A 5231-nucleotide genomic window follows, 5' to 3' on the forward strand; every position below is an offset into this window, starting at 1 on the left:
CACTAAACCTAACTGAATCAAGGTTTAAGGTGATATCGAAATATATTTATAGTCTATAGCCACTACAGCTATACAAGATAGATTAATTAGACTTTCATACAAACCACTTGGGTGTTGTATGGTCAAGCCAAACGAGCAATTAGTACAGGTTAGCTACACACATCGCTGTGCTTCCACACCCTGCCTATCAACGTCCTAGTCTTGAACGGCTCTTTAGGGAAATCTAATCTTGAGGTGGGCTTCCCGCTTAGATGCTTTCAGCGGTTATCCCATCCGAACGTAGCTACCGGGCAATGCCACTGGCGTGACAACCCGAACACCAGAGGTTCGTCCACTCTGGTCCTCTCGTACTAGGAGCAGATCCTCTCAAATTTCCAACGCCCACGGTAGATAGGGACCGAACTGTCTCACGACGTTCTAAACCCAGCTCGCGTACCTCTTTAAATGGCGAACAGCCATACCCTTAGGACCTGCTTCAGCCCTAGGATGAGATGAGCCGACATCGAGGTGCCAAACACCGCCGTCGATATGAACTCTTGGGCGGTATCAGCCTGTTATCCCCAGAGTACCTTTTATCCGTTGAGCGATGGCCCTTCCATACAGAACCACCGGATCACTAAGACCTACTTTCGTACCTGCTCGACTTGTGGGTCTCGCAGTTAAGCGCGCTTTTGCCTTTATACTCTATGAACGATTTCCGACCGTTCTGAGCGCACCTTCGTACTCCTCCGTTACTCTTTAGGAGGAGACCGCCCCAGTCAAACTACCCACCATACATTGTCCTCGGTATTGTTATACCTGAGTTAGAACCCCGACATGACCAGGGTGGTATTTCAAGATTGGCTCCACAAACACTAGCGTGTCTGCTTCAAAGCCTCCCACCTATCCTGCACAAGTCAGGTCAAAGTTCAATGTAAAGCTGTAGTAAAGGTTCACGGGGTCTTTCCGTCTAGCCGCGGGTACACAGCATCTTCACTGCGATTTCGATTTCACTGAGTCTCTGCTGGAGACAGCGCTGCCATCATTATGCCATTCGTGCAGGTCGGAACTTACCCGACAAGGAATTTCGCTACCTTAGGACCGTTATAGTTACGGCCGCCGTTTACTGGGGCTTCGATCAAGAGCTTCGCTTACGCTAACCCCATCAATTAACCTTCCAGCACCGGGCAGGCATCACACCCTATACGTCCACTTTCGTGTTTGCAGAGTGCTGTGTTTTTAATAAACAGTTGCAGCAGCCTGGTATCTGCGACTGCCAATAGCTTACGGAGCAAGTCCTTCACCATCAGCAGCGTACCTTCTCCCGAAGTTACGGTACCATTTTGCCTAGTTCCTTCAGCAGAGTTCTCTCAAGCGCCTTGGTATTCTCTACCTGATCACCTGTGTCGGTTTAGGGTACGATTCGTTTATAACTATTGCTTAGAAGCTTTTCCTGGAAGCATGGTATTTACCACTTCACTGTACAAGTACAGCTTGCTATCAGATCTCGGTATTAACAGTCCGGATTTACCTAAACTGTCTACCTACATCCTTTCACCTGGACAACCATCGCCAGGCTGGCATAACCTTCTCCGTCCCTCCATCGCATTATAAACAAGTATCAGAATATTAACCGATTTCCCATCGACTACGCCTTTCGGCCTCGCCTTAGGGGTCGACTCACCCAGCCCCGATTAACGTTGGACTGGAACCCTTGATCTTCCGGCGTGCGAGCTTTTCACTCGCATTATCGTTACTCACGTCAGCATTCGCTCTTGTGATACCTCCAGCATGCCTTACGACACACCTTCACAGGCTTACACAACGCTCCCCTACCACTTGAAAACAAATTCTCAAATCCGCAGCTTCGGCTCCTAGTTTGAGCCCCGTTACATCTTCCGCGCGGGCCGACTCGACTAGTGAGCTATTACGCTTTCTTTAAAGGATGGCTGCTTCTAAGCCAACCTCCTAGCTGTCTATGCCTTCCCACCTCGTTTCCCACTTAACTAGGAATTTGGGGCCTTAGCTGGCGGTCTGGGTTGTTTCCCTCTCCACGACGGACGTTAGCACCCGCCGTGTGTCTCCCGGATATCACTCATCGGTATTCGGAGTTTGCATCGGTTTGGTAAGTCGGTATGACCCCCTAGCCGAAACAGTGCTCTACCCCCAATGGTGTTCGTCCGAGGCGCTACCTAAATAGCTTTCGGGGAGAACCAGCTATCACCGAGTTTGATTAGCCTTTCACCCCTATCCACAAGTCATCCCCTGGCTTTTCAACGACAGTGGGTTCGGTCCTCCGGTGCCTGTTACGGCACTTTCAACCTGCTCATGGATAGATCACTCGGTTTCGGGTCTATGCCCTGCAACTAAACGCCCTATTAAGACTCGGTTTCCCTACGGCTCCCCTAAATGGTTAACCTTGCTACAGAACATAAGTCGCTGACCCATTATACAAAAGGTACGCGGTCACCCTAATAAATTAAGGCTCCCACTGCTTGTACGCACACGGTTTCAGGTTCTATTTCACTCCCCTCACAGGGGTTCTTTTCGCCTTTCCCTCACGGTACTGGTTCACTATCGGTCAGTCAGGAGTATTTAGCCTTGGAGGATGGTCCCCCCATCTTCAAACAGGATTTCTCGTGCCCCGCTCTACTTAATATGTTAACTCTAATGTTTCGAATACAGGACTATCACCTACTACGGTCAGCTTTCCCACGCTGTTCTTCTACATTAGAATTAATCGGCTTCTCCCCGTTCGCTCGCCGCTACTTGGGGAATCTCATTTGATGTCTATTCCTAAGGGTACTGAGATGTTTCACTTCCCCTCGTTCGCTTCTTGTACAAGTACAAGATACCTACCTTATGGTAAGTGGGTTTCCCCATTCAGAAATTTCCGGATCACAGGATATTGCCGCCTCCCCGAAACTTATCGCAGGCTGTCACGTCTTTCATCGCCTCTGACTGCCAAGGCATCCACCATGTGCGCTTCATTACTTGACCATACAACCCCAAGTAGTCTCTCGACTATCTAAGTGTTATATCAGTCTAATTATGATAACGATATCACCTATGTTTACGCTTGATTCAGTTCTCTTTACTTTTTGATAATCAACCCCTGGGATAACAACTGATGTCGTTAAGAGGTTGATTATCAGGTTAATGACAACACGTGAACATGTCATCACTAACCCAGACTCATATCTATGTTTTTAAATAGTTTCTATGCTCTCATCGAGTCACAGATTCTGTATAAAACAGAAACAAATAATTAGTTACAATCACTTGGTTCTATTTATACTACTTAGCACTTAAAGTTACTATTTATTATGGTGGAGCCAAACGGAGTCGAACCGTTGACCTCCTGCGTGCAAGGCAGGCGCTCTACCAGCTGAGCTATGGCCCCATGTATAATGGTGGGTCTGATAAGACTTGAACTTATGACCCCCGCGTTATCAACACGGTGCTCTAACCAGCTGAGCTACAGACCCTGAGCGAGGATACAAATGAAGCACTGCTTCATTCCGAGCGCAAGAGCAATTTCCTTAAAGGGAAATTGCTAATAGCTCTATATCCACTATGCTTAATCAGTACCTAACTACAAAAGCAGTTAATACCAACAAAGCTAATAAATAATAGCTTAAACTAAAGAACAACTTGTTGTGAATTCTTGCTGACCGAATGCGTCTATAAGGAGGTGATCCAGCCGCAGGTTCCCCTACGGCTACCTTGTTACGACTTCACCCCAGTCATCAACCACACCGTGGTGAACGCCATCCTAAAAGGTTAGGCTATCCACTTCTGGTGCAATCAACTCCCATGGTGTGACGGGCGGTGTGTACAAGGCCCGGGAACGTATTCACCGCGGCATTCTGATCCGCGATTACTAGCGATTCCTACTTCATGGAGTCGAGTTGCAGACTCCAATCTGGACTACGATAGGCTTTTTGAGATTCGCATCACATCGCTGTGTAGCTGCCCTCTGTACCTACCATTGTAGCACGTGTGTAGCCCTGGTCGTAAGGGCCATGATGACTTGACGTCGTCCCCGCCTTCCTCCAGTTTGTCACTGGCAGTATCCTTAGAGTTCCCGGCTTAACCCGCTGGTAACTAAGGACAAGGGTTGCGCTCGTTGCGGGACTTAACCCAACATCTCACGACACGAGCTGACGACAGCCATGCAGCACCTGTATTCTAATTCCCGAAGGCACTCCCGCATCTCTGCAGGATTCTAGATATGTCAAGACCAGGTAAGGTTCTTCGCGTTGCATCGAATTAAACCACATGCTCCACCGCTTGTGCGGGCCCCCGTCAATTCATTTGAGTTTTAACCTTGCGGCCGTACTCCCCAGGCGGTCTACTTATTGCGTTAGCTGCGTCACTAAGTCCTCAAGGGACCCAACGACTAGTAGACATCGTTTACGGCGTGGACTACCAGGGTATCTAATCCTGTTTGCTACCCACGCTTTCGAGCCTCAGTGTCAGTATGATGCCAGAAGGCTGCCTTCGCCATCGGTATTCCTCCAGATCTCTACGCATTTCACCGCTACACCTGGAATTCTACCTTCCTCTCACCTACTCTAGCTCAACAGTATCAGATGCAGTTCCCAGGTTAAGCCCGGGGATTTCACATCTGACTTATCGAGCCACCTACGCTCGCTTTACGCCCAGTAATTCCGATTAACGCTTGCACCCTCTGTATTACCGCGGCTGCTGGCACAGAGTTAGCCGGTGCTTATTCTGCAGCTAATGTCATCGTCTATGGGTATTAACCATAGAGTCTTCTTCACTGCTTAAAGTGCTTTACAACCAAAAGGCCTTCTTCACACACGCGGCATGGCTGGATCAGGGTTGCCCCCATTGTCCAATATTCCCCACTGCTGCCTCCCGTAGGAGTCCGGGCCGTGTCTCAGTCCCGGTGTGGCTGATCATCCTCTCAGACCAGCTACAGATCGTCGCCATGGTAGGCCTTTACCCCACCATCTAGCTAATCCGACTTAGGCTCATCTAATAGCGAGAGCAACAAGTTGCCCCCTTTCTCCCGTAGGTCGTATGCGGTATTAATTCGAGTTTCCCCGAGCTATCCCCCACTACTAGGTAGATTCCTAAGTATTACTCACCCGTCCGCCGCTCGACGCCTGATAGCAAGCTATCATCGTTTCCGCTCGACTTGCATGTGTTAAGCCTGCCGCCAGCGTTCAATCTGAGCCATGATCAAACTCTTCAGTTTAATCTTGCTATGTAACCCTTTAATC

Annotated in this window: 2 tRNA genes and 2 rRNA genes; all 4 read right to left on the reverse strand. The window is 48.9% G+C overall.

The annotated features are described in order from the left end of the window. Positions 1-118: 118 nt before the first annotated feature. Positions 119-2979, reverse strand: a 23S ribosomal RNA gene (locus tag JMY06_RS11525). A gap of 327 nt (positions 2980-3306) precedes the next feature. Beyond that, positions 3307-3382: transfer RNA gene (locus tag JMY06_RS11530), tRNA-Ala, on the reverse strand. Between the two features lie 8 nt (positions 3383-3390). Next, positions 3391-3467 (reverse strand) — tRNA-Ile (locus JMY06_RS11535). 199 nt (positions 3468-3666) lie between these two features. Further along, positions 3667-5206: ribosomal RNA gene (locus JMY06_RS11540) — 16S ribosomal RNA — on the reverse strand. The 16S and 23S rRNA genes sit together here with 2 tRNA genes alongside, the layout of an rRNA operon. Positions 5207-5231: the final 25 nt, after the last annotated feature.

It is taken from the genome of Psychrobacter urativorans, assembly GCF_904846675.1.
GTDB classification, from domain to species: Bacteria; Pseudomonadota; Gammaproteobacteria; order Pseudomonadales; family Moraxellaceae; genus Psychrobacter; species Psychrobacter urativorans_B.